The organism is Nostoc sp., assembly GCF_036917755.1.
GTDB lineage: Bacteria > Cyanobacteriota > Cyanobacteriia > Cyanobacteriales > Nostocaceae > Nostoc.
Genome location: NZ_JBALFC010000080.1, coordinates 1 through 21,206 on the forward strand (window position 1 = coordinate 1; position 21,206 = coordinate 21,206).

A 21,206-nucleotide genomic window follows, 5' to 3' on the forward strand; every position below is an offset into this window, starting at 1 on the left:
CGTTAACGAGTCTTTGAACTGGATGAATCCACCTCTGAACTCCGTTAACGAGTCTTTGAACTGGATGAATCCACCTCTGAACTCCGTTAACGAGTCTTTGAACTGGATGAATCCACCTCTGAACTCCGTTAACGAGTATTTGAACTGGATGAATCCACCTCTGAACTCCGTCAATGAGTCTTTGAACTGGATGAATCCACCTCTGAACTCCGTCAATGAGTCTTTTATATTAACGTGAGTTCGATGAACCTCTCCCTCCCAGCCTCCCTCTCCGAAACGGAAAGGGAGGAGCAACGAAAAATTCAGCTTTTTGCTCCCCTCTCCGCGTCGGAGAGGGGCTGGGGGAGAGGTCAAATAAAACTTGTCGAACTCACGTTATATTAAATACGTTACGTAAGCGAAGCTCGTCGTAGACATCGCACTTTTGCCAAAACCTACCAGCTAGCGGATGCTCGAATCACAATCAGCATCAAGTACCCTACGATACAAAACGCACACCAATTGTGATTAGTGTGCGTCTGCGGTTAGATTTTAAAAGTTCTCGAACTTAGCGATCGCATCCTTCATTTTATCCACCACCTCATCTACGGGTATAACTCCCAATTCCCCAGAGGCGCGGGTACGGATACTCAAAGTGTTAGTTTCCACTTCTTTCGCTCCCACCACTGCCATCACGGGTATTTTTTCTTTCTCTGCATTGCGAATCTGTTTACCCAAGCGATCGCCACTGGTATCAACTTCTGCACGGATGCCCAACGCTCTCATCTTCGCCACCACATCCTTAGCAAAATCTAGTTGTGTATCACCCACTGGCAATAATCTAGCTTGTACTGGCGCTAACCACAAAGGAAAATCGCCCGCATATTCTTCAATTAAGATCCCAATCAGGCGTTCCAGTGAACCAAAAGGCGCACGATGAATCATTACTGGCCGTTTGCGAACCCCATCTTCGGCGACATATTCCAAATCAAAGCGTTCAGGCAAATTGTAATCTACCTGCACAGTTCCTAATTGCCACTCCCGATCTAGGGCATCACTAAAGATAAAGTCAAGTTTTGGCCCATAAAAAGCCGCTTCTCCAATACCTTCAAAGTGTTCCATCCCCAAGGTTTCAACTGCGCGGCGAATCGCACCTTCAGCTTTGTCCCAAACTTCATCAGAACCGATGTACTTATCACTAGCAGGATCGCGGAAACTCAGCCTAGCTTTAAAGTTCTTCAGTTGCAGACTATTGAACACCGACAAAATCAAATCCACCACACTGAGGAATTCACTATCCAGCTGTTCTGGGGTAACGAACAGGTGAGAATCATCCACAGTAAAACCGCGCACCCGCGTTAAACCGCCCAATTCCCCTGATTGTTCGTAGCGGTAAACAGTACCAAATTCCGCCAATCGCATCGGTAGTTCTCGATAGGAGCGTAACTCACTCTTATATATTTGGATGTGAAAGGGGCAATTCATCGGCTTCATCACGAAGCCCTGTTCCTGTGCCGCAGCTTCCTGATCATCCGCCATTAAGGGGAACATATCTTCTTTATATTTCTGCCAATGTCCAGAGGTTTTAAATAAATCTACTCTGGCAATATGAGGTGTGACTACAGATAAATAACCCCGTTTTAATTGTTCTTGCTTAAGGAAGTCTTCTAAAGTACTCCGTAACAGAGTACCCTTTGGTGTCCACAAAGGTAAACCCGGCCCGACTAGATCAGAAAATATAAATAATCCCAGTTCCTTACCCAGTTTCCGATGATCTCGCCGCAGCGCTTCTTCTTTGCGTCGCTTATATTCAGCGAGTTGTTCTGGGCTTTCCCAGGCGGTGGCGTAGATGCGTTGTAATTGGGCTTTAGTTTCATCCCCACGCCAATAAGCACCAGCAACGCTTTCTAGTTCAATTGCTTTGGGATTTAATTCACTGGTATTTTCCACATGAGGCCCCGCACACAAATCCCACCATTCATTCCCCAGGTGGTAAATCGTGATTGGTTCCTCTTTGATATCTGCCAGAATTTCTAGCTTGTAAGGTTCATTAATTTCCTGAATCCGACGTTCGGCTTCTTCGCGGCTGACTTCTTCCCGACTTACTACCAGCTTGCGATTGATAATCTTCACCATCTCTTTCTTGATGGCTTTGAGATCATTTTCGCTAAATGGTTCTGGGCTGTCGAAGTCATAATAAAAACCGTTTTCAATCCAAGGGCCGATTGTAACTTGTGCCTTGGGAAACAGCTTTTGTACTGCCATTGCCATTACATGGGAAGCAGTGTGGCGAATCTTTTTTAAGTTCTCCGATTCGCTGGTACGCGGTAAATAGATTTTTTCAACTTGTTCTGGCTGTTCTGACTGATTCGATGATTTTAGCGACATTGGCTGCTGAACCATTGGCGAAGTGATTACAAAAGGTGATTTATCTGAATCTGTAGGCTTATTTAACTATAACGGAATGGCACTAATAAAAGCCCAAAGGCTTGTGTCGCCTCGTTCCCAGCCTCTAGGCTGGGAATGTATTCTCATAGGCTCTGCCTCTCGTCAAGCTCCTGGAGGCGGAGCCTCCCAGAATCGGTTCCCAGCTTCCTGGCTGGGAACCAGTCAGGGCAAGAGCTATATCTTTTCTTAGTGCCATTCAACTATAACGACTTTCATTTTTGCCAGTTCGGGTTTATGTTCCCATTACTGAGATTAATTTTTAATCGGGGATAAAGATAAATTTTTGATTGCTTACCTGAGTGTCAAATTTAGGATTCGGTGCGATGCCTGCGGCGGGCTGCGCCAACGCTAAATTATCTGATGAATTGCAACTCGCTGTCATTTATACCTATAGACGCCTCTCCAAAGGAACTATACAAACCCGATATCAAGACTATATAATAAATTGTGTGTTCTTTGTTACATTTTTTTACATTTTTGGAATTATGAGAAAAATAAGAAAAATGTTAAGAAACATAAATAACGTTAATATTAGTAAGCAAGTTGGAAATATGCCTCTCATTTATGTCAGACTCAAATTTACCAGGGACTGAATTGCTGAAAACGGTTTTAGAACCCCTGCTTGAAGATTTTCAGCATTGGTTTACGCGATCGCGCCATTTACTCGAAACTGAGCAACTATCATTTATGAGTGACCAAGAGCAATCTGCCCTGCTCTTGCGAGTTAAGCAAGCTCAGGATGAACTAAACACGGTGAAGATGCTGTTTGCTGCTACTGATAAACAAGTCGGGATTGAGATGGCAACATTAATGCCTTGGCATCAATTAGTAACAGAATGTTGGAATGTCGCAATGCGCTTTCGTCAAGGGCGTGAAGTCTAAGCAGCTGGAGCATCTGCTAAATTTCGGTAGACTACTTAGCGGTGTCTAATCACAAGCCGAGGAAGCATCTACGCAAGACGCTATATCAGTCGTTAAAGAGATAGTAAAAAATTCTTAACAATTTCTTAACATTATTTGGATTAACAAAATAATGTATCCTATGCTACCGTAAGTGGAATAACGGTTGACAAATAGCTTCATATAAAGGTAAGCGCCTTCATAGTGCTTCAAATGCTCGTCTTAACTGTGAATCATAGTATCGGCGAAGCAAAGCGTTACAAAATAAAGTTTTAAAAATTGCTGCCCTGGAGGAAAATCCAATGTTACACCTGCTTTACATTCTTGCTTTTACAATCCTTGCATTTATAGCTGTTGGCAACTTAATTCGTAACCTGATCATGTTCAGTTTTGATCGGGAGCGAACTTACCCGGGGAATTCCTCGCCAATGAATAATCAAGGTAACTATGGTTATTATTCATCAAAGAAACAGTTTGTACCCCATCCAGAGTTATTAGATAGCGCAGGCAACTTAATTAAAGAGCCACTTTTGGTAATGCGTTCGATTAACGTTGAAGATGCGCGTCAACATCTTGATGCACTTTACGAAGCATCCCCAGGACATAAAAGAGACAATTCAGAGGAAGCATAACGTAGAGACGCGATTAATCGCGTCTGTTAGCAGTTTGGGTGTAAATGATTGTTGTTTTTACATCCTTAATTTTTTTTATGAGAAATTTATTACTATCTTTGAATTTGAGGCGATCGCGTCGGTAGGCTGGTAAGTTAACATTGTGTTGTCCACTTGACACATATTTAAGTTGTTATGAGTGACAAAGAAGCCGTTATTGAGTTGGTGAAACATTTACCCCAGGATGTAACCCTACGAGAAATTGTTCAGAAAATAGAGTTTATTGCAGCTATACGGGAAGGGTTTGACCAAATTGATCGAGGACAAGGCATTCCAATTGAGCAGGTTGAGCAGATAATCGATACATGGACTACCAAGTAATTCTCTCACCAAGAGCAGTTGAAGATTTAGAAACCATCATTTGGTACATCGCTCAGGACAATCCTGAAGCAGCCAGGAAAATTGGTCAGGGGTTATTAGAGAAAACGAAAGAACTCAGCCAATTTCCATTTAAGGGGCAAAAGGTTTCTGAATTGGATGAGGCTAACATTCGCCAGTTAATCACTGAAGGTGTAATTTCAAAATCTGAGTATCAGTTACTAATGAATGCACTCTTATTACGTAATGCGATCGCTCATGGCTTCAAAACTACACAAATTACGGAAAATTCTGTATATGAATTGATCGAGCTTACAGAGCAGCTCTTGAGAACTCTACACACTGGCGATGAAGCAGGCTAATATTGCGTTGGTTGGGGCAGATGGTAGGGACAAAAGCCTTCGTACTGAATTTCAAGTTATGCTGCCGAGCGATGTCTACGACGCGCTACCCCTACGCACTAAGTATAAAATAGGGAGTTTAGCACTCCCTACTCCCTTTCTAAGCTTCGATAACTACCCGCAAATTGCCCCGTTTTTTCGCAACGCGACAAGCAGTGGTAGTCCCAGAACGCTCGAATTCCAAATCGAGGATGGTGGGGCCGACTCGCAAATTATGAAATGACAGGCGATTAATCGATTCTGGCAAAGCGGGGTCGATTATTCGCAAGCAGTTATTTTGAGCGTCAGGCACCAAATTGACCATCATTTGCAGTAATTGGAAAATACTACCAGTAGCCCAAGCTTGGGGAGTGCAGGCAACTGGATACTGCACCGGGGCATTATCACCGTTCCGTTCGTAGCCGCAGAAAAGTTCTGGAGGACGTTGATAGGGTTGCTGGTCAGTCATGTCAAATAAACCTTGGAATATTTCCAGGGCTTGATCGATCAGACCGAGCGATCGCAATCCCATTGCAATCAGAGCGTTATCATGAGGCCAAACCGAACCAGTGTGATAGCCCATTGGATTGTAAGCGGGTGATAAACTACTTAGAGTCCGAACGCCCCAACCATTAAACATATCTGGTGCCCGCAAGCGTTCTGCTACACTATAGGCTCTTTCGGGTGTGAATAGACCCAGATTCAGACAATGACCGGGATTTGAGGTAATACTGTCTACTGGCTTGCCATCTCCATCCAAAGCTAAAGCGCAGAAATCCTGGTTTTCCACCCAAAAATCTCGATTAAAACGAATCTTAAGATTTTTAGCCTCTTCTTGCCAACGATCTGCCAAATCAAGCCGCTTCTTCATCCTAGCTATTTCTGCTAGGCGCATTTTTGCAGAATAGACGTAAGCTTGCACCTCACAGAGGGCAATTGGGCCGTTGGCTAATTCTCCCTTGTGGTCTACGATACAGTCACCAGAATCTTTCCAACCTTGGTTAACAAGACCGCGTTTGGATTTACGGAAGTAACTCAGGTAGCTGGTTTGTTTGCTATTGCGATCGATCCACTCCATTGCTGCTAAAGCATTCGGCCAAAGTTGCTCTAGGAGTTCTTGATCGTGAGTCCAAGCATAATGCTCGGCATAGAGCATCAGCCACAGGGGAGTCGCATCAACTGTACCGTAGTAAGGTGTATGGGGAATTTCTTGACAACGAGCCATTTCTCCCAAACGCAACTCGTGCAAAATCTTACCCGGTTCTTCTTCGCGCCATTCATCGTCGATTTTACCTTGGTATGTCGCCAGTAATATCAGGGTTTCTTTGGCGATTTGCGAATTTAACATCAGGGTTTGAGAAGCTGTAATCAGCGAATCTCGCCCAAATAGTGTCGAAAACCAAGGCACTCCGGCGGAAACAGTCTTATGCTTACCAAAAGATTGGCGCAACAAATACATATCTTGTTCAGCCCGCTCAATCACTCGATTGAAGGTATTCTTATCTGAGCTAATGCGTGTAATTTGTTGTACCCAGTTTTGCTCCTCCATCAACTCAGCAGCTTTCGCCTGTCCTAAAGTGAAGGCGGCGCTCACGGTTGAACTGGATTGGTTGTTTCTCAACATATTCACTCGGTAGCCCAGCTTTTGAGTTTCGTGAGAAGCCAACTCTAGCTGCCAAACCGCAGTGTAACCCTTGAAAGAGTCTGGTTGCCGATGTTGGAATAGAATCCGGGATTCCATCACCGAACCATCCAGACCTTGATACGCGAGTGTTAAGGATTCTTCCCTAGAGGCGGATGGCTCTTTAGGTACAGCCGCAACGCCATCGACGAGAGGAAATGTTCCTTCCTCAGCCGTTAGTTCTACTAGGCGTAAAAGCCGACCTCGCTTTTCTCTGTCATAGCCCCGGACTTCAAATAAATCAACAAAATCTGCATCAAAGCTGATGCTTAGTTCAAAACTGACGGTTGTTGTGCTGTAGTTAGATACTTCTATTTCTTCAAATAATGCCCCATTCAGCACGATTTCCCGGCGAATTCCGATAGTGTCGGCTTTCAGGCGTTCGTCAATTCTGGGGTTGGTACACAAAACTGAGAGTGAAAACCCTTTTTCAGCAGTACTACTGAGGAGTACAGGCGATCGCCCTTCAATTTGCAACTCCAAACGATTCAGAAATCTCGTATCACAACAAAACAGTCCCATGCTGGGATTGCCATCGTTGAGGGAACAGCCAGAAATGTTCCCGATAGTATCTGTCACAAAAAATAAATCATCATCTTTAACCGTCAGTGTCGGTTGTGGTCTTTCACTCACAACACAAGGCCACTCCGGGATCGGTAATTGTTCGGCAGGAATAAAAGTTTTTCCATCCAGGAAAATTTTTTCCGGGGTCATTAGCGTATCCGGTGTCATTAGCCAAAGTTCCGTGTACAGGTTTATATTTTTGTTGCCGACAAAATAGCAGCGCTCAAATCCATATAAGCAAATCTTGATAAATATAAATTTATATTTTATAAGTCTAAAGTCAAGACTGAAAACTGAGTACTTTGAGATAATTTATTAGTCATAGAACTTTCAGAGAGACAAGAGACATAATATACTCAGCAAAAATGCGAAATTCACAATTTTTGTTGGGGATAGAGAGCATTTGTTCCCTACTATTATACGGTTTTGTTTTAAATATCTTTGGTATTTGATTAGACAAATTTATGAGAATTAATTAATTGATTAAATTTAATCACTAATTATGGATTAGATAATGTAATAATAATTATTTTTGGGTAATAAAATTTCTTTAGTAAGCAGAAATCAACGTCGGCAAAGTTGGCGATGTCTACGACGGGCTATTCGGCGTCGCGTGGACTATCAATTAACAATCAGTGTTTATTAGAGAATATAATTTAAAATTATACAACAATTCCTGTTTTAGTACTTATCTCTGAAAGGTTTTACCTATGCTAGCAAAAGCATAAGTTGGTCGAGAATGTATATTGGGCGTAGTAGGTTGTCAATCAACAAATCAAGTTGTACGCACTCCTGCTAATTGGTAACAAAGTGTTGCGCCTGTTTTGGCGAAAAGCGCTTTTTAGCATTCTTTACATATTGCAACTGTCTATTTAACTTGAGAGTCCCTTGGAATTTGTACAATGCAGCTGTGACGTGGATCTTTTCGAGGTTGAGCGTTTAACAATAATTCATGAGCATTTCGACTTCTGTGCTGAGTGATCTGCTAAAGTCCCTATCCTACTTGCGTCCCCAGCTATATTTTAAGGCTTCACTAACGGCGCTCTCCCACGCGATGGAAGATCAAGTTTTGGCTGCGACTTTAGCCCAACCCCTTGTAATTGCTAGTTTTCAGCGAGAGCGATTCTACCGCCAAGAAGCTCATCGCTACCAGCGACTTGCCTTGCGAAGTAATCAAGTATACGTATTATCTGCTCCAGAAACGGATTTCACCAACAGTTCGGAACACTACGAAAAGGTGGCTTTTGAGCCAAAGGATGGCTTGAGTCAAGAGTGGCATTTGGTAGTGATTGCTGATAATTATGCGACTTGTCTGGTTTGCCGGGAAAACCTTAGTTCTATTGCCAAAAACAAGCAACTACCGGAACTAAGCCCTAATCTGGATATCGACACAGCGCGAAGATTTGAGGGAATTTGGACATCGGAAAGGGGAGTTAGCCTGAAAGCCGCCGAATTGCTGTTAGACAGGATTTTGGTTTACAGACCAGAACTGGCAAGTAAAATTGAGGAGGCACGTCAGAGGTTTGGCATCGGGGAGCCGCGAAACCACTCTGGAGCCGAACCCGTTAACGAATATGCTTGTGACATCGATACAGATCCCTTTGTGCAGCGCTTAGTAACTTATTTGCAAGCTAGTCAGTACAAATTGCACAAAGCCTATCGTTCCATTGCTGCCCAAGCACGAAAAGAACGATTAGTCAACTCCATTAGCACTGCCATTCGGCGATCGCTCGATCCTCACGAAGTTCTCCAGGTGGCGGCGCAAGAATTAGGACAACATCTAGAAGCTTGTCGCTGTTTAATTTACCGCGCTCAAGCCTCAGATAGCCAAGCCATAATTGAACACGAGTTTTTGACTCCCGGTATTTTATCTGTTTGTGGGCAAACCTGGGAGTTAGAGAAAAATTCCCTATTTCGGGACATAGTGGAACAAGGCGAAGGGGTTTGTGTAAGCGATACGCTCAGTGACCCTCGCGTTACCAATTCGCCAGGACTTTCCTTAATTGCCAAAAAGTTTGCCATTCGTTCTTGGCTGATGGAACCAGTGTTTTATCAGGGGCGATTATTGGGCATTGTGGAGTTGCACTATTGCCGGATGCCGCCGCACGAGTGCCAAGTTGGGGAATTGGATTTGGTAAAAGCGATCGCTACCCAAGTGGGAGCAGCTCTCATCCAAGCGGAAGCTTACGCCAACCTAGAAGAACTTAACCAGCAGCTAGAAGCCCTAGACCGCACCCGCAGCAACCTCATAGCCATTACCGGACACGAACTGCGTACCCCCCTATCGACCATTCAAGTCTGCCTAGAAAGTCTCGCTAGTGAGCCGGATATGCCTTTAGAGTTGCAGCAGATCATGCTCAACACTGCTCTTTCCGACTCAGAGCGGATGCGAAAACTAGTACAAGATTTCCTGACGCTTTCTAATTTGGAAAGCGGTCGGGTGCAATGGCATCCAGAATCCCTCACCTTCCAAGAGTGTGTGGATTTAGCACTCAGCCGAAATCGCACGCGCTCCTCAACGGAAAAGCCGCCCCAAATCAAAACTCAAATTGCCCAAAACCTACCTTTGGTCAGAGCTGACGGTGATTGGCTAGTAGAGGTACTGGCAAAACTCATGGACAATGCTTATAAATTTACGCCACCCGAAGGAGAAATCACCATTAAAGCGATTCACAACAGCCGTCAAATGGTCGAGGTGACTGTGGCTGACACTGGACGCGGCATTGAACCGAATCGTTTAGAAGTAGTTTTTGACCGCTTCTATCAAGAAGAGGGAGCGCTACGCCGCACTACTGGCGGGACTGGACTTGGTTTAGCAATTTGCCGTCAAATTGTTAATGGCTGGGGTGGGGAAATTTGGGCAGAGTCAACTGGCAAAGACCAGGGTAGTCAGTTTCACTTTACCATCCCAATTGTTAAGAGTAGCTATGAGGAAAAGCGGACAAAAGTCAAGAGTAAATAGGTATTGGGCATGGGGCATTGGGCATGGGGCATTGGGCATGGGGCATGGGGCATGGGGCATGGGGCATGGGGCATTGGGCATGGGGCATTGGGCATGGGGCATCGGGCATGGGGCATGGGGCATCGGGCATTGGGTATGGGGGGTATTAGTTTTTAACAAATGACAAAGGACAAAGCGCAAAGTCTGAGCGCCGGCTTCCGGCGATCAGAACTTTGTAAGAGAGGATAAATGACTAAAAACTGTTACAGTCTATGACGCGATCGCAATATGATTGTGGTTGCGGTGTTAGGATTCCCTAAAAACGTTGAGAGAAAATCACTTATGGCAGAAACACTCTCTGGACAAATCCCGCTATTTGCTGGCAGCACTGGTGGCTTGCTAAACAAAGCAGAAGTGGAAGAAAAGTACGCTATCACTTGGACTAGCCCGAAAGAGCAAGTATTTGAATTGCCTACAGGTGGTGCTGCTACTATGCGGAAAGGTGAAAACCTGCTGTATATAGCTCGTAAAGAATATGGCATCGCTTTGGGCGGTCAACAACTCCGGAAACTCAAAATTACAGATTACAAAGTTTACCGGATTTTACCCAACGGAGAAACTACTTTACTTCACCCAGCTGATGGTGTCTTCCCTGAGAAGGTGAATGAAGGTCGTGGAAAAGTCGGTTATGTCCCACGCGGCATTGGGCAAAACCCCAATCCATCACAACTGAAGTTCAGTGGTAAAGCTACCAACGAGCCATAGCGATTAGGGTCTGGGGACTGGGGAGTAAGAATTTTAGATTTTGCGAAAAGTTGCGTGCGGGGGTTCCCCCCGTTGAGCAAACTTTTCAAGACAGATTTTGAATTTTAGATTGAAGTTTAATCCAAAATCGTCAATCCAAAATCCAAAATTCAATTGCCCCATGCCCCATGCCCAATGCCCCATGCCCAATCCCTAAGCAATTTATGGTATTCCCCGATTTCTCAGAATTTTCTCAGCTAGCTCTACAAGGCAACTTTGTCCCGGTATATCAAGAATGGGTAGCGGACTTAGATACGCCCGTATCTGCTTGGTATAAAGTTTGTGCGGGTCAGCCTTATAGCTTTTTGTTGGAATCGATAGAAGGTGGGGAAAAGCTGGGACGCTATAGTTTAGTGGGGTGTGATCCGGTGTGGGTTTTGGAAGCAAGGGGCGATCGCACGACCCAGTTAAACCGCGATGGATCGCAAGTCGTTTTCGCAGGCGACCCTTTTACAGCTTTAGCCGAATGTTTAGCACCTTATCACCCAGTCAAGTTACCACAGCTACCGCCAGGAATTGGCGGTTTGTTTGGGTTTTGGGGCTATGAATTGATTCGCTGGATTGAGCCGCGTGTGCCAATTTATCCACCAGATGAACGTAATATCCCTGATGGATTGTGGATGCAGGTAGACCATCTATTGATTTTTGACCAGGTGAAGCGGAAAATTTGGGCGATCGCTTATGCTGATTTACGTGAAGAGAAAGTAGATTTGAAAGCAGCATATCAACAAGCGTGCGATCGCGTCACCGAAATGCTCGAAAAGCTATCTCTGCCAGTATCTCCAGAAAAAACCAGATTGGAATGGAAACCTCCTGGAAGTCGCGTATCTGGAGAAACAGACGAATACACCAGCAACTTCACCCGCCCTGATTTTTGTGCCAGCGTCCAAAAAGCAAAAGCTCACATCAAAGCAGGCGATATTTTTCAAGTAGTAATTTCCCAGCGACTATCAACAACATACACAGGCGACCCCTTTGCTCTTTACCGCTCCCTACGTCAGATAAATCCTTCGCCTTACATGGCTTACTTTAACTTCCAAGATTGGCAAATCATCGGTTCCAGTCCCGAAGTGATGGTGAAAGCTGAAACAGATGCCGATGGTGGAGTAATAGCAACGGTACGCCCAATTGCTGGGACGCGTCCACGGGGTAAAACCACCCAGGAAGATGCAGCCTTCGCTCAAGATTTACTCCAAGACCCCAAAGAAATTGCCGAACACGTCATGCTTGTCGATTTAGGGCGGAATGATTTAGGGCGTGTTTGTGAAAATGGTAGCGTCAAAGTTGATGAATTAATGGTAGTTGAGCGCTATTCCCATGTGATGCACATTGTCAGCAATGTTGTGGGTAAATTAGCAGTTGGTAAAACAGCATGGGATTTATTGAAAGCTTGCTTCCCAGCAGGTACGGTAAGCGGCGCACCCAAGATTAGGGCGATGGAAATTATCCACGAGTTAGAGTCTAGTCGTCGGGGAGTTTATTCCGGTGTGTATGGATATTACGATTTTGAAGGACAATTAAATACTGCGATCGCAATTCGCACAATGGTAGTGCATGATCAGACAGTCAGCGTACAAGCCGGTGCCGGTTTGGTGGCTGATTCTGAGCCAGAGAAAGAATACGAAGAGACGCTGAATAAAGCTAGAGGTCTATTAGAGGCGATTCGTTGTTTGCGTTGAACAAAAATTCAAAATTTAAAATTAACCCCTAAGTTTTAACTTAGCACTTATAGCATTTCCTAATCATATAAAGTACATCATACTCCCCTCTCGAAGAGCGGGGAGGGGTTGGGGGTGGGGTTCTTATACCTCAATCAACCGAGAGCTGCTATACCACTCTTTAAAGGCAGGTCTAATATCGTTATCAATGCCTGTTGTATAGTTACTTTAGCCTATAATTGATTGCACACTGGTTTTTGTTGGTTAATTCTAAAATCGGGCTTGATATAAGCATAGTAACAGTTCGATTTGCTGTATGAGAATCCAGACCAGACTTTAAAAGTTGATGTACTAATAACCTTCTATTTTGAACTACATAGGTTTTATTTTGAACTGCAAGATGTTTATAAACAATTTCTGCTACTTCTAAGCCCATGTATCCACAATACCGTGACAAATTGGGAAGCTTTATAAATCCAATCAACATCAAACTTTTTCCACAGCTAAACAGAGTTTTTTAGACAAGAGTGAAAACTGAAAAAAAGTCCTGGTATCCAAATCCAAGACCTCCATTGAAGTTAATACACACTAGAAATGAAAACTTGTTCATCCTAATTGGCTGAAGTAAATCGCCCAAAGAATTCCAGTTACTCCAATAGCAATTAAAAGGTTATTGAAAAATCTGCCGAATTCAATTTCTTGTCCTAGTCCCTTGTCGTCTTGACCAGCTGTGAAAAACAATGACCAGGCTTGATTTGCATTAATAGTCTCAAAGTTGTTGAAATCAGGTCTAAAAACAACAGTCCCAATTAAGTCTTTTTTGGGGTAATCAAAATCAGTTTTCATAGTTTCTCTCTAAATTGTTTTATTTGTCAAGTAAGGAAAATTCGTAAATCTGGAAGTGTTTTCTCTAAAGGCTGGTTAGCCATCCAATCAAACCGTGTCCGGTGAGAACTTCCAAAGCGATGAGTGAGACAAAACCAATCATTGCCAAACGGCCATTGAGTTTTTCGGCATATTCGGTAAAGCCTGTGCGTGAGGTTTCATCAACATAAACCTTGGGTTCGATCGCAAATCTGTTGAGTTGACCATGTTCGTTAATGGTAAAGCCTCTATTTGTCATTTTTTACTCCTTATTTTTGTTATCTGTAAATCAATATAAACTATTGTAAATATTCTTTGCAAGTGCTTGACATAAAGATAAAGGTAGTATAATCCGTACTAAGCAAGTAGGGTATTTTGGATTTGTGCGAGGAAGTAGGCATTGCAATATAGCGATTCTTACCTGAATTCTGGCTTCAGACTTCCAATAAGCGGGCGTATTGCACCCAACCGAGAACCGCTATAGGTTGAATTAAGGTAGGACTTACGCAAAATATCTCTCAAACTCTGATTTCTCCGTGTCGCGCCAGTTGCTACAACGGGGGGAACCCCCGCAACGCACTGGCTTCTCTGCGCCTCTGCGGTTCGTTATTCCGTAACTCGTGCGAAAGTCCTATAAGGATTATTTACGGAAATTTGATGCGTGTAGAGATGTGCGATGTCTACGCTCTTAGAAGTGAATATGCACAAAGGCATCAATTGCGTTTAATGTGACTTCAGGAAAACTTATAAGTCTTATAAACAGAAATTATCAGTGTATAACTGAGAGGGTATTGCTTATTTGTAACGAACTTGTTATGTTTCTTTACATAAAGATATAAAGCAAGATAAATGCGTTAAACCACTGTTGATTAAGGCTTTCTAAATAACTATGCAGTTAAGCCTGCAATGTGCTTTGCCGAGTATCCAAACTCAACGGCAACAAATCGCTATGCCCTTTGGTAAGGCAATCGTAAAAACTGCTGAGTGCCTTTGCTAACAGCTAAACGCATTTCCCCTCCGTCTTTGCACATTTGATTTTTCACATTCGATAGAACTGTAATTTTCTTTTGGGAATTTCTGCTATGTCTTTTACCATCCAGTCGGCTCAAAGTATTTTTCCCGGCACCCTAGTTGCTGACGTTGTTCCAACTGTTGTCGAATCATTCTCTCAGCTCAATGCTGAAGATCAACTAGCATTACTCTGGTTTGCCTATACCGAGATGGGTAGAAGTATTACGGTTGCTGCTCCTGGGGCAGCCAACATGATCCTGGCACAAGGCTTACTCGAACAAATTAAGCAGATGCCTTTTGAAGCTCAAACGCAAGTCATGTACGATTTGGCTAACCGTGCTGACACTCCCCTCTGCCGTTCCTATGCATCCTTCACTGTGAACATCAAATTAGGCTTCTGGTATCAGTTAGGAGAATGGATGGCTCAGGGAATTGTTGCTCCCATCCCAGAAGGTTACAAACTTTCTCCGAAAGCTGCCGATGTGTTGCAAGCCATCCGCAATGCAGATTCCGGTCAACAAATTACCATCCTACGTAATACCGTAATTAGCATGGGATTTGACCCGAATGCTCCCGGTAGTTACAAAAAAGTCTCAGAGCCGGTGTCTCCTCCCACTGCACAAGCATTTCGGACTAAAGTCACCATCGAGGGCATCAACAATCCTACGGTGCTGGGCTATATCAACAACATGAATGCCAATGACTTTGATGCAGCTGTTACTTTGTTTACCTCTGAAGCTGCTTTGCAACCTCCCTTTGAAAGACCAATTGTTGGTCAAGAGGCAATCCGCGCTTACATGCGTGAAGAATGCCAGGGGCTGAAGATGATCCCAGAGCGCGGTATATCTGAGCCAGTGGAAGATGGCTATACACAAGTTAAAGTCACAGGTAAAGTTCAAAGCCCTTGGTTCGGTGCCAGCGTGGGGATGAATATTGCATGGCGGTTTTTGCTCGATCCTCAAGGCAAAATCTTCTTTGTAGCGATTGACTTGCTGGCTTCTCCTAAAGAACTGCTCAACCTAGCACGTAAATAGAGGGCTAGATTAGTTGCCGCTTAAGCGTGGATGAGTGAACGAGCAGCAGCTACGCCCGTCGTAGACATCGCCACTCTACCACGCTTATTTGGTATCTTCGTGCTGCGATCGCTAAAAGGTAGTTGAAAAATCTAGCTAAAAGCCTTGAAAAGTATATCTGTCATTTAGGCTTTTCTATCAATGCATAAGTCTTATTTACTTGTTAATATTTAAATAACAATATCTCTTTAGATAGAGTAACAATTTTTTTCATCTACCTATAGTAATATATCTCAATGATTTTTTTCAATTCTTCTGAGCCGCTCCTGCGTGAAAAACAGCCAGAACTAGATTTTCAAGATATTCAAGGTCTAGTGTGTCTAAACTACCAAATTGGAAATTTCACCCTCTTTTCAAAGTTTTATACTCAGGTAGATCAAGTATTTATTCTCTGGGGACTAATTTCATCTGGGATTTTCGTAACCGCCCAGTTTCTACCCATTAGCTGGAATGACCAAGCAATTTTGTGGACAGTGCTTACCTTATTCGGTGCAGTCGGCATGGTAAGTTTAACTTGGTTTTGGGCAACTGTAGAACAGCTACGCTGGGTTGTTTGTAGCTGGACGATTTTAATCCTAGCGGGTTTAATCCTGACTGATCTGAGCATTTTTTTGGGATGGGGAGAGGTCTTGATGCGTCTGTGTCCACTGTGGTTAGGATTAAGTGCCATCGGCTACCTTTGCACCGGAGTAGGAATGCGTTCACGCACATTTCTTCTGATGGGATTTATTCATTTGCTAGGAATCTTAGTTTTACCGTACTGCGGTGTCATGCAGTTTCTCTCAACGGGACTAATTATGACTGTTAGTTTACTGTTACTAGCGGAATTACAGTGGGATATGCAATCTTCAAGTGATTACAACCAATTAACACCAGAACAAAAGCAGTTTAACCAAGCACAGTCCCAACGGCGTCAAATGAGCAGCTAATATTAGTCATTAGTCATTAGTCATTTGTCTGAGCAGTTCGGCAAAGCTCACTGTAAGACTTGTCCAAGTACTGAAACTCATTCTGAATTCTGACGACTGGCGCCAATATTGCTGTTTGTTAAAATCTTACTTTAGATAGGCCTGTATAACGAATATAGCTCTCTCCGTTGGCTACTTAGTATTACTACCCGAGAGTGAGGGTTTTTCACCCAACTGTTAGCTATTCTTGTAAATGAAAACAAAGAACACTGTATGGGTGTTATGCCGCTGTGACCCATTATCAGACATCGAAGGAGAGCGATCGCAGATGTTTGAACAGTGTTAATCAATCAAAGGCATTGACGGTGTGGAGTTTTTATCGCTTCCTCCACTTTCTTATCACCAAGGGAAGGTTAAACCCTTCATCAGAGCGGTCTGAGGTGGTAAACGTGCTGTGTGTTTTAGATTACAACTTAGTTCTGATACTCCAATCTCCTTAATTCATTTTGAACTAAGGAGATTGGAGTATCACGGCTAGTGCAACTATCTGTTAGCTGGCGTTTTTGTGTCAAAATATTCACGCCAACGACTAATTTGACCATCCCTGAAATCTACGACAATTACATCATCAGCTTTATTACGACGACCTGTAGCCTTTTCCGTATCTTCGTAGTACCATTCTACTGCTGCCTGATTTGCTCCAACGATAATCCGCCGGATGTCAATTTTGACATTTGAATACTGTTGTTTAAAATGGGTAACTTCTTCTCGAATTCTTTCTTGCCCCCGCCAGCATTGACCAGGTACGATTAGTTCCCCATCAACCGTAAACAACTGTGCAAGAGCATCGACATCTTGAGCAACCCACGCATCTTTAGCTTTTTCTATTAATATCTGGATATCTTTTTGGTTCATAGACTCACTGGCAAAGAAAGGTGTGCTAAAAGTTAAGCTAACAAATATAGTTCCTAATACTAGCCATCGAGACAAGCAAAACATCTAGATTTTTCTACTCTCTGTTGATCAATGCTGACATTAATCGGTCATTAAACATCCTAAGAAAGGCAATCCCTGAAGCTTTTGCCAAAGGAATAGAGCGGATTGTAGTTTCTCCAGTGAAGGTTAAACTTCTAAACTAATAGTGTTGAACATTTGTCCATATTATTAGCAACTATAAGTACACATCAGTCGATAACCCGCAACTTAGATTATTAACTTTCTAGATTTGGGCGTACTTTTGCTCGAATAAGTATAGCAGTAATGTTGTCGTGACCATTGTGTTGATTCCCCAAATCAATTAAGTCTGTAACACCCCGTTCTAAGTTAACGGCAGAACTAAGTAAGGGTTCTAAGTGAGTCTGCCAATAGGTTTCTAGTAAATCATTATCTGATAGACCGTCCGATGCTAACAGCAGAAGAGTATCTTCATTGATCTCGAAAAAGCCGACATCAGGATTAATCGAGTTTTCGTCACGAGGCCCCAAGGCTTGAGTAAGTTGGTAGGCATCCGGGCGGGCATAAGCTATGCTTGCTTCCACTCCGCGCGTAATTTCCCGTTGCCCAACTTCGTGATCTACTGTGACTTGTTCTAGCCCCCGCTTGCGCGTCAAGCGATAGAGACGGCTATCTCCCACATGAGCAACTGCTACTTGAGTATCTTGAATTAAGAGCATTACCAAAGTTGTACCCATGCGCCCCACTCCAGAACGGGCTTCTTGTTGATTGAGCTTGTAAATCGCGTCATTAGCTAAATACACTGCCTCACGAATGCTATCTTCTGTTGGTAGTTGGTTGGCAATCCAATGTTCTTGAAAGTATTGCCGTAGGGTGTTGACTGCTAACTCACTGGCTATCTCGCCACCAGCGTGTCCACCCATACCATCACAGAGAATATACAAACCATGCCCTTGCAGAACTTGACTTTTAGGCAACTCCAGTTTACTGATTTTGGTTTCAATACCAAAGTAGTCTTCGTTATGATTACGTTGACGCCCCACATCTGTGCGTCCTACATCTTCCAAGCTACTTAACTGCATCGCCAGCACAACAGTTGGCATATCATCAATTTTGCTAATGATATCTTCCGGCTCATCTGATTGCGGGATAGTGGGCACAGCAGTATTTTTCTCCTTTATTGGGGGTAAAGTTGCGCTTGGTACTGCTTCCAGTTCAATAGAGATTTCCTCCAAACGCGATCGCAACTGTGCGATCGTCTGAATCTTGCCTACATCTAAATCCCCCAACAGCTGGACTACAGAGCCAAATTGAGTGCGTTGAGACTGTTTAAAAAGCGCTTGCCAAACCCGCCCTAAAGCTTGGATAGTTAACGGTTGCTCTAGAATAGCAAATGTTTGGGCTTGGGTATCTTCTGACGACTCGGTGGTGGGCTGAGAATTCGATGATTCCACATACAACCTTTGCAGCGCCAGTGTTTGGTCTTCATCCAATCGCAAATTCGACAAATCTAAAAGGCTTTGACGACAATTTACTGGTTCCAATATTGCCCAAAGTTGGGTCATTTGATAACACCAGTGTAAAATTTCTAACGAACTTGTTGTTTCTTCTTGCCAGAGGTCGAGTAAAAGCTGCCAATGCGAGCGGTCTTCGATTATTACTATCTGTATATCCCCCTGCTGCCATGCATCGTGAATCGGCGGTATCCCTGGCTGATCTTCGGATTGTAAGGCAATATAAAGTTTAGCAAGGCGAGGAATTTCACTGGCTTCCACTGATGGCGTTACTAAATCTGATTGCTGACTTGCTAGTATTGCCCCAATGGGTGATATTTGATACGGTTGGCAGTCTAGAACTCTCACACCTACATCAGTAATGGTGGCAGTTTCCGTTTGGGCAGGTAGCGGATCTAACAATTGATAGCGCTCTTGGGAGTCTAAATAGGAGCCTAATGCAATCTGAGAACTAGGGGATAGAGGAGATGAGGAAGATATTGCTCCCTCATCCCCCTCATCTCCCTCATCTCCCTCATCTCCCTCATCTTTCTCTACTCGCACATCTCCCTTATCCGTCTCTACTCCCAAAGCTTCCCCAGTTGTTTCCTTAGCAATAATTGCCCAAAACACTGTTCCACACTCCGTGCCACAGTTATGACAACGTAGTGCATTTATAGGTACATCATCGGTACTGCATTCAGGACAGACCTTGTGAGTCAGAGACGTGCCACAGTTTTGACAGAATTTGTTACTATTGGGGTTTTCAAATTTACACTGAGGGCAAATCAGCATAGTGGAAGTTCCTTAATTCCCGTTCCAAGGTGCTTATAGCCACTAAGATCCAAGGTGCCACAATTGGCTGCCCTTGACTACAGTAGACCTACAAGAGATTGTAGTTTATCAATGAATTTTGGTGGCAGTATTAATTGTGACGCATATTAGATAAATATTTAATATATTGTGGGGAATGGGGCATGGGGCATGGGGCATGGGGCATGGGGCATGGGACATGGGGCATGGGGCATGAGGAAGAAGCAGGGAACAGGGAAGTAGGGGGAGATAAGGGAGATAAGGGAGATAAGGGAGACAAGGGGGACAAGGGGGATAAGGGGGACAAGGGAGAATTATTGAACAAGTTTCTTCCTTGTCTTTTCCCAATGCCCAATGCCCAATGCCCAATGCCCAATGCCCAATGCCCAATGCCCAATGCCCAATGCCCTATGCCCTATGCCCTATGCCCTATGCCCTTGCCCAATGCCCAATGCCCTATGCTCTATGCCCTATGGCCAAGAGTCTGGCAATTGCGGGGGTTCAGCGTTAAACCATTTTTGATAAATTTGATTGTAAGTGCCATTGGATAACAAAGTCCCTATACCTTTGTTAATTGGATCTAAATGGGGGGAGTTTTTAGGCGTAGCAATCCCGTAGTATTCTTGGGTGAGCAGATCGGCAACAACTTTGATGCCTTTGAGTTTGCCATTTTTAATCGTATATAAAGTAGCGAAAGCATCGCTAACCACGGCATCAACGTTGCCATTGAGCAAATCTTGGAAAAATTCTGGCCCAGAATTAAAAGTACTAATTTTGGCGTTGGGGATGGTTTTGGCAAAATCTGCCCCAGTTGAACCAATTTGTACAGCAATTTTTTTCCCCTGGAGACTTTTGAAGTCTTTAATATTTTGGTTGTCCTCGCGTACAGCGATCGCTAGTCCGGCTTTAAAATAAGGTCGTGAAAAAGCAATTGTTTTCAGGCGTTCGGCGGTAATCGTAATCCCACTGATTGCGGCATCGACTCTTTTCGCTTGTAAAGTCGAGATCATGCCATCAAAGGGTAGACTTTCAAACTGGACTGCAAAACCTGCTACTTTAGCGAGCGCATTCATCAAATCAATATCAAAACCTTCCAAGTTCCCGCTAGCCCTTTCGATTTCAAAAGGGACAAAGGTGGGGTCTGTCGCCACCTTGAGAGGTTTTGCATCTGAGTTAGTAGTGGGATAGAAACTTTTACAGGCAATCATTAGTAACAGACAGCCTAAGACTAGAATTAGCTGCTGCCACTTGAAGTTAATTAATTTCACGAAGAGTAATTCCGTTCTATCAGTCAATATTCACGATACTTGTCATGATGTTTTGACGTTTAGTAGTGTGCAACCTCCAACCTGATGTCTTATATTCAGCACTCCTACAGTCTTTTTGGAATTGAGGATATCCTTTCTTTCCAGGCTTCTTCGATTTACAATTCTCGTAAAACCTTGATATAGCAAACTATCCGCGTTCTGCGGCTGCCTGTCCAGCCATTGAGTTTAAATCAGCAACAAATTTAAATTCTTTCCGTAGTTCCGTAGAATATTTGTTAAGTGCAAACTTATCAACTTTTGATTCTCGCGGCGTATCTATCCAATATCTAATCACTTTATTGCGAATAAACTGAGTAGTACGAATCGCTTCATCAATAGAATTGTGGCTCTCCCAGACTAAATATGTTAAATTAACAACAGAAATGCCAGTTTAGTAAAATCCTTCTCCTAAAACTATTAAAGTTAGTTAAGCCATAAG

Annotated in this window: 21 protein-coding genes and 2 pseudogenes; 11 read left to right on the forward strand and 12 right to left on the reverse strand. The window is 43.6% G+C overall.

Features of this window, described 5'->3' with window-relative positions:
- A pseudogene (locus tag V7L05_RS17665) lies at positions 1-238 on the forward strand (hypothetical protein); the annotation flags it as partial.
- Between the two features lie 293 nt (positions 239-531).
- Here the strand turns inward: V7L05_RS17665 and thrS are convergent.
- Positions 532-2,382, reverse strand: a complete 1,851-nt coding sequence (gene thrS, locus V7L05_RS17670) for a threonine--tRNA ligase (protein WP_335165872.1) — start codon at positions 2,380-2,382, stop codon at positions 532-534.
- A 304-nt stretch (positions 2,383-2,686) separates the two neighbouring features.
- On the reverse strand, positions 2,687-2,809 hold the full coding sequence (locus tag V7L05_RS17675; protein WP_335165874.1) for a hypothetical protein: 123 nt from the start codon (positions 2,807-2,809) through the stop codon (positions 2,687-2,689).
- Between the two features lie 182 nt (positions 2,810-2,991).
- Between V7L05_RS17675 and V7L05_RS17680 the strand changes: the two genes are divergently transcribed.
- Positions 2,992-3,309: a DUF2605 domain-containing protein gene (locus V7L05_RS17680; protein WP_335165876.1), complete on the forward strand. Its 318-nt coding sequence runs from the start codon at positions 2,992-2,994 to the stop codon at positions 3,307-3,309.
- A gap of 320 nt (positions 3,310-3,629) precedes the next feature.
- Positions 3,630-3,959, forward strand: coding sequence for a DUF2973 domain-containing protein (locus tag V7L05_RS17685; RefSeq protein WP_335165878.1), 330 nt, complete (start codon positions 3,630-3,632; stop codon positions 3,957-3,959).
- Positions 3,960-3,972: 13 nt separating this feature from the next.
- On the opposite strand, the gene V7L05_RS17690 is transcribed toward V7L05_RS17685, so the two are convergent.
- Entirely contained in the window at positions 3,973-4,119 is a 147-nt protein-coding gene (locus V7L05_RS17690) for a hypothetical protein (RefSeq protein WP_335165880.1), read from the reverse strand.
- 14 nt (positions 4,120-4,133) lie between these two features.
- Here V7L05_RS17690 and V7L05_RS17695 point away from each other — a divergent pair, with 14 nt between their 5' ends.
- Positions 4,134-4,319 carry a hypothetical protein gene (locus V7L05_RS17695; protein WP_335165881.1) on the forward strand — a complete coding sequence of 62 codons (186 nt, stop codon included), beginning with the start codon at positions 4,134-4,136 and terminating at the stop codon, positions 4,317-4,319.
- Positions 4,304-4,678: a type II toxin-antitoxin system RelE/ParE family toxin gene (locus tag V7L05_RS17700; RefSeq protein ID WP_335165883.1), complete on the forward strand. Its 375-nt coding sequence runs from the start codon at positions 4,304-4,306 to the stop codon at positions 4,676-4,678. The genes V7L05_RS17695 and V7L05_RS17700 overlap by 16 nt, the downstream gene beginning before the upstream one ends.
- A 139-nt stretch (positions 4,679-4,817) precedes the next feature.
- Here the strand turns inward: V7L05_RS17700 and V7L05_RS17705 are convergent, their stop codons facing one another.
- Positions 4,818-7,109: an amylo-alpha-1,6-glucosidase gene (locus V7L05_RS17705; protein WP_335165885.1), complete on the reverse strand. Its 2,292-nt coding sequence runs from the start codon at positions 7,107-7,109 to the stop codon at positions 4,818-4,820.
- A gap of 784 nt (positions 7,110-7,893) precedes the next feature.
- On the opposite strand from V7L05_RS17705, the gene V7L05_RS17710 reads away from it, so the two are divergent.
- A complete protein-coding gene (locus V7L05_RS17710) occupies positions 7,894-9,903 on the forward strand; it encodes a DICT sensory domain-containing protein (RefSeq protein ID WP_335165887.1) in 2,010 nt (669 codons plus the stop codon).
- Here V7L05_RS17710 and V7L05_RS17715 read toward each other — a convergent pair.
- Positions 9,890-10,033 (reverse strand): hypothetical protein, encoded by a 144-nt coding sequence (locus tag V7L05_RS17715; RefSeq protein WP_335165889.1) that lies wholly within the window; start codon positions 10,031-10,033, stop codon positions 9,890-9,892. The two genes, V7L05_RS17710 and V7L05_RS17715, sit on opposite strands and share 14 nt — an antisense overlap.
- 191 nt (positions 10,034-10,224) lie before the next feature.
- Between V7L05_RS17715 and V7L05_RS17720 the strand changes: the two genes are divergently transcribed.
- Both V7L05_RS17720 and trpE read left to right on the forward strand, forming a co-directional pair.
- Positions 10,225-10,647 carry a photosystem I reaction center subunit II PsaD gene (locus V7L05_RS17720; protein WP_335165891.1) on the forward strand — a complete coding sequence of 141 codons (423 nt, stop codon included), beginning with the start codon at positions 10,225-10,227 and terminating at the stop codon, positions 10,645-10,647.
- Between the two features lie 203 nt (positions 10,648-10,850).
- On the forward strand, positions 10,851-12,365 hold the full coding sequence (gene trpE / locus V7L05_RS17725; RefSeq protein ID WP_335165908.1) for an anthranilate synthase component I: 1,515 nt from the start codon (positions 10,851-10,853) through the stop codon (positions 12,363-12,365).
- A gap of 585 nt (positions 12,366-12,950) precedes the next feature.
- Here trpE and V7L05_RS17730 read toward each other — a convergent pair.
- Both V7L05_RS17730 and V7L05_RS17735 read right to left on the reverse strand, forming a co-directional pair.
- Positions 12,951-13,190 carry a hypothetical protein gene (locus V7L05_RS17730; RefSeq protein WP_335165893.1) on the reverse strand — a complete coding sequence of 80 codons (240 nt, stop codon included), beginning with the start codon at positions 13,188-13,190 and terminating at the stop codon, positions 12,951-12,953.
- 64 nt (positions 13,191-13,254) lie between these two features.
- The gene (locus tag V7L05_RS17735) at positions 13,255-13,467 is read right to left on the reverse strand and encodes a high light inducible protein (protein ID WP_335165894.1); all 213 of its coding nucleotides are present in this window, start codon (positions 13,465-13,467) and stop codon (positions 13,255-13,257) included.
- A gap of 823 nt (positions 13,468-14,290) precedes the next feature.
- On the opposite strand from V7L05_RS17735, the gene V7L05_RS17740 reads away from it, so the two are divergent.
- Both V7L05_RS17740 and V7L05_RS17745 read left to right on the forward strand, forming a co-directional pair.
- A complete protein-coding gene (locus V7L05_RS17740; protein WP_335165896.1) occupies positions 14,291-15,253 on the forward strand; it encodes an orange carotenoid protein N-terminal domain-containing protein in 963 nt (320 codons plus the stop codon).
- Positions 15,254-15,528: 275 nt separating this feature from the next.
- Complete coding sequence (locus tag V7L05_RS17745; RefSeq protein WP_335165897.1) at positions 15,529-16,221, forward strand: hypothetical protein; 693 nt, start codon at positions 15,529-15,531, stop codon at positions 16,219-16,221.
- 522 nt (positions 16,222-16,743) lie between these two features.
- Here the strand turns inward: V7L05_RS17745 and V7L05_RS17750 are convergent.
- From V7L05_RS17750 to V7L05_RS17760, 3 genes are all read right to left on the reverse strand, one after another.
- Positions 16,744-17,199, reverse strand: coding sequence for a nuclear transport factor 2 family protein (locus V7L05_RS17750; RefSeq protein ID WP_335165899.1), 456 nt, complete (start codon positions 17,197-17,199; stop codon positions 16,744-16,746).
- A 212-nt stretch (positions 17,200-17,411) separates the two neighbouring features.
- Positions 17,412-19,442, reverse strand: a complete 2,031-nt coding sequence (locus tag V7L05_RS17755; protein ID WP_335165901.1) for a serine/threonine phosphatase — start codon at positions 19,440-19,442, stop codon at positions 17,412-17,414.
- A gap of 130 nt (positions 19,443-19,572) precedes the next feature.
- Positions 19,573-19,785 carry a hypothetical protein gene (locus V7L05_RS17760; protein WP_335165903.1) on the reverse strand — a complete coding sequence of 71 codons (213 nt, stop codon included), beginning with the start codon at positions 19,783-19,785 and terminating at the stop codon, positions 19,573-19,575.
- A 9-nt stretch (positions 19,786-19,794) separates the two neighbouring features.
- On the opposite strand from V7L05_RS17760, the gene V7L05_RS17765 reads away from it, so the two are divergent.
- Positions 19,795-19,971: a hypothetical protein gene (locus V7L05_RS17765; protein WP_335165904.1), complete on the forward strand. Its 177-nt coding sequence runs from the start codon at positions 19,795-19,797 to the stop codon at positions 19,969-19,971.
- Here V7L05_RS17765 and V7L05_RS17770 read toward each other — a convergent pair.
- Together V7L05_RS17770 and V7L05_RS17775 are read right to left on the reverse strand one after the other, a co-directional pair.
- Entirely contained in the window at positions 19,931-20,728 is a 798-nt protein-coding gene (locus V7L05_RS17770; RefSeq protein ID WP_335165906.1) for a basic amino acid ABC transporter substrate-binding protein, read from the reverse strand. The two genes, V7L05_RS17765 and V7L05_RS17770, sit on opposite strands and share 41 nt — an antisense overlap.
- Positions 20,729-20,768: 40 nt before the next feature.
- Positions 20,769-21,152, reverse strand: a pseudogene (locus tag V7L05_RS17775) (RNA-guided endonuclease TnpB family protein); the annotation flags it as partial.
- Between the last annotated feature and the right edge of the window lie 54 nt (positions 21,153-21,206).

What these genes read in the sequence shown, in the direction of transcription:
- V7L05_RS17730 (WP_335165893.1), bottom strand. Translation starts at nt 13,190, where the DNA reads ATGAAAACTGATTTTGATTACCCCAAAAAAGACTTAATTGGGACTGTT.
- V7L05_RS17695 (WP_335165881.1), top strand. Translation starts at nt 4,134, where the DNA reads ATGAGTGACAAAGAAGCCGTTATTGAGTTGGTGAAACATTTACCCCAG.
- V7L05_RS17705 (WP_335165885.1), bottom strand. Translation starts at nt 7,109, where the DNA reads ATGACACCGGATACGCTAATGACCCCGGAAAAAATTTTCCTGGATGGA.
- V7L05_RS17740 (WP_335165896.1), top strand. Translation starts at nt 14,291, where the DNA reads ATGTCTTTTACCATCCAGTCGGCTCAAAGTATTTTTCCCGGCACCCTA.
- V7L05_RS17755 (WP_335165901.1), bottom strand. Translation starts at nt 19,442, where the DNA reads ATGCTGATTTGCCCTCAGTGTAAATTTGAAAACCCCAATAGTAACAAA.
- V7L05_RS17720 (WP_335165891.1), top strand. Translation starts at nt 10,225, where the DNA reads ATGGCAGAAACACTCTCTGGACAAATCCCGCTATTTGCTGGCAGCACT.
- V7L05_RS17735 (WP_335165894.1), bottom strand. Translation starts at nt 13,467, where the DNA reads ATGACAAATAGAGGCTTTACCATTAACGAACATGGTCAACTCAACAGA.
- thrS (WP_335165872.1), bottom strand. Translation starts at nt 2,382, where the DNA reads ATGGTTCAGCAGCCAATGTCGCTAAAATCATCGAATCAGTCAGAACAG.
- V7L05_RS17700 (WP_335165883.1), top strand. Translation starts at nt 4,304, where the DNA reads ATGGACTACCAAGTAATTCTCTCACCAAGAGCAGTTGAAGATTTAGAA.
- V7L05_RS17745 (WP_335165897.1), top strand. Translation starts at nt 15,529, where the DNA reads ATGATTTTTTTCAATTCTTCTGAGCCGCTCCTGCGTGAAAAACAGCCA.
- V7L05_RS17710 (WP_335165887.1), top strand. Translation starts at nt 7,894, where the DNA reads ATGAGCATTTCGACTTCTGTGCTGAGTGATCTGCTAAAGTCCCTATCC.
- V7L05_RS17680 (WP_335165876.1), top strand. Translation starts at nt 2,992, where the DNA reads ATGTCAGACTCAAATTTACCAGGGACTGAATTGCTGAAAACGGTTTTA.
- trpE (WP_335165908.1), top strand. Translation starts at nt 10,851, where the DNA reads ATGGTATTCCCCGATTTCTCAGAATTTTCTCAGCTAGCTCTACAAGGC.
- V7L05_RS17685 (WP_335165878.1), top strand. Translation starts at nt 3,630, where the DNA reads ATGTTACACCTGCTTTACATTCTTGCTTTTACAATCCTTGCATTTATA.
- V7L05_RS17715 (WP_335165889.1), bottom strand. Translation starts at nt 10,033, where the DNA reads ATGCCCGATGCCCCATGCCCCATGCCCGATGCCCCATGCCCAATGCCC.
- V7L05_RS17675 (WP_335165874.1), bottom strand. Translation starts at nt 2,809, where the DNA reads ATGACAGCGAGTTGCAATTCATCAGATAATTTAGCGTTGGCGCAGCCC.
- V7L05_RS17750 (WP_335165899.1), bottom strand. Translation starts at nt 17,199, where the DNA reads ATGTTTTGCTTGTCTCGATGGCTAGTATTAGGAACTATATTTGTTAGC.